Genomic DNA, 2,358 nt, shown 5'->3' on the forward strand with positions numbered 1-2,358 from the left:
GCTGGACGGCGACGAGCGGGTGCTGCGGAAGAGCTCGCTGGAGGAGATGCGGGTGCCGGAGACCGCACCCCAGGGGCCGGACCGGGCGGGCGGCTACGGTCTCGGGATGCAACTGGCGTGCCGGGACGGCCGGTTCCTCTCCGGGCACACCGGGTCGATGCCGGGCTTCATCGCGACGCTGTGGGTGAGCCCGGAGGACGGGGTCGGCGCGGTCCTGCTCGCCAACCTCACCTCCGGCTTCGAAGTGGCCGACGCCTGCGCGGAGATGGTGGGCACGGTCGCCGAGCACGAGCCGCGGATCCCGGAGCCCTGGCGCCCCCTCGACGCCGTGGACCCGGCGCTGCTGGAGCTGACCGGACCCTGGTACTGGGGCGCCACCGGCTTCGCCCTGCGGCTGCGCGCGGAGCGCGGCCTGGACCTGTCGCCGCTGGGGAACGGGGGCCGTGCAGCGCGGTTCCGCGCCGAGGAGGACGGCACGTGGACGGGCCTCGACGGGTACTACGCGGGCGAGACGCTCCGGGTCGTACGGGGCGCCGGCGGAGTGGTGAGCCATCTCGACATCGGCACGTTCGTCCTCACCCGTGAGCCCTACGGGCCGGGTGACGTCGTGCCGGGCGGTGTCGACGTCGGCGGCTGGCGGTAGGGGTCCGGCCGTCGGCGCGGGCCGGGGTTCGGACGTAGGGTCGGGGAGAGATTGTCGGGCGCCGGACGTGGCGCGAGACCCTGGAAGGCACTGGCAACCGTGACTGCGAACACCGCACCGGCCCTGCTCGACCTCGCGCCCCTGGGCGCAGGTCATTTCGCGCGCATCGAGGACAAGGTCGCGGCGCTGATGCGCACCCGCGAGACCGTCGTCACGATGCAGGGCGAGGCGCTGCTGCCGCTGGAGGCGTGCATCCGCTCGGCCGTCCGCCCCGGCAGCACCGCGCTCAACGTCATCACCGGGCCGTACGGGGAGACCTTCGGCGGCTGGCTGCGTTCCTGCGGCGCCGAGGTGGTCACCGTGTCGGCGCCCTTCAGCGGGGCCGTCACCGCGGACCGGATCGCGGAGGCGCTGCGCGCGCACCCGGCGATCGACTTCGTCAGCCTCGTCCACGCCGAGGCGGCCACGGGCAACACCAACCCCGTGGCGGAGATCGGAGCCGTCGTGCGCGAGCACGGTGCGCTGCTGATGCTGGACGCGGTCGCCTCCGTGGGCGCCGAGCCGCTGCTCACCGACGAGTGGGGTGTGGACCTCTGCGTCATCGGCGGCCAGAAGGCGATGGCGGGGCCGGCGGGTGTGTCGGTGGCGTCGGTCAGCGCCCGCGCGTGGGAGCGGATCGCGGCCAATGAGCATGCGCCCCGGCGCTCGTACCTCTCCCTGCTGGACTGGAAGGAGCGCTGGATCGACGGCGGGCGCACGGCACTGCCGCACGCCCCCGCCCAGTTGGAGATGCTCGCCCTGGAACAGGCCGTGGACCGGATCGAGGCGGAGGGCCTGGACGCGGCCATGGTCCGGCACCGGGCGGCAGCTGCGGCCGTGCGCGCGGGAGTACGGGCCCTGGGCGGCGGCCTGGAGCCCTACGTGGTCCGGGACGAGGACGCGGCCCCCGTCGCCACCACGCTGCGGGCCGTCGGCGGCACCGACGCCCGCGAGATCGTGGCGGCGGCCCTGGCGGCGGACGCCTCGGTCCCGGTGCAGGGGGCCGGGGGTGCGCTCGCCCAGGAGATGATCCGCGTCAACCACTACGGAACGGCCGCGGACCGCGCAGTCGTCCTGACCTCGCTCGCGGCGCTCGGCGCGGGCCTGCGGGCCCTGGGAGCGACGGTCGCCGGGGCGGACGAGGTCACGGCGGCGGCGGGCAAGGCCTGGGACGCCGTGGCCGCGCGGTGATCACTGGCTGAGCACGTCGGGGAAGGGCGTCCGGGAGACGTCCGAGAGACGTCCAAGACATCCAAGAGACCGGTTTTCGGGCCGTTATCAGCGCTTTGTGTGCTGATAACGGCCTTTTGTTGTTTCAGCCTTCTGATCCGATTGATCCTGGTATGGCGGCTCGGCTCCTCGCTCACATGCCTGGATACAATCGGAACTCTCACCCCGTTTCGTCGTCCGGCTCCCGGAGGTCCGCGCGCATGGCACAGCGCAGGAAGACGTCACCGCCTCCGGCGGCCGCTCCGCTGCTCCGGGCCGATGCCCGGCGCAATCGCACTCTCGTCCTCCAGGCGGCCCGATCCGCCTTCGAGGAAGCCGGGTTGGCGGTGCCGCTGGGGGAGATCGCGCGGCGGGCCGGGGTCGGTGCGGGGACGGTGTATCGCCATTTCCCGTCCAAAGAAGCCCTGTTCAGGGCCACGGTGACGGACCGGGTGCGGCTTTTCACG

At 73.5% G+C, this 2,358-nt stretch carries 3 protein-coding genes; all 3 read left to right on the forward strand.

Annotated features, from left to right (window positions below; translation table 11 throughout):
• The coding region (locus ACWD4B_RS35655) for a DUF7586 domain-containing protein (RefSeq protein WP_451424662.1) at positions 1–643 on the forward strand (643 nt) is incomplete at its 5' end.
• A gap of 99 nt (positions 644–742) precedes the next feature.
• Positions 743–1,873: a pyridoxal-phosphate-dependent aminotransferase family protein gene (locus tag ACWD4B_RS35660; protein ID WP_451424663.1), complete on the forward strand. Its 1,131-nt coding sequence runs from the start codon at positions 743–745 to the stop codon at positions 1,871–1,873.
• A gap of 239 nt (positions 1,874–2,112) precedes the next feature.
• Positions 2,113–2,358 (forward strand): helix-turn-helix domain-containing protein (locus ACWD4B_RS35665; RefSeq protein WP_451424664.1); only part of this gene is annotated, 246 nt, incomplete at its 3' end.

This window comes from Streptomyces sp. NPDC002536, assembly GCF_053594995.1.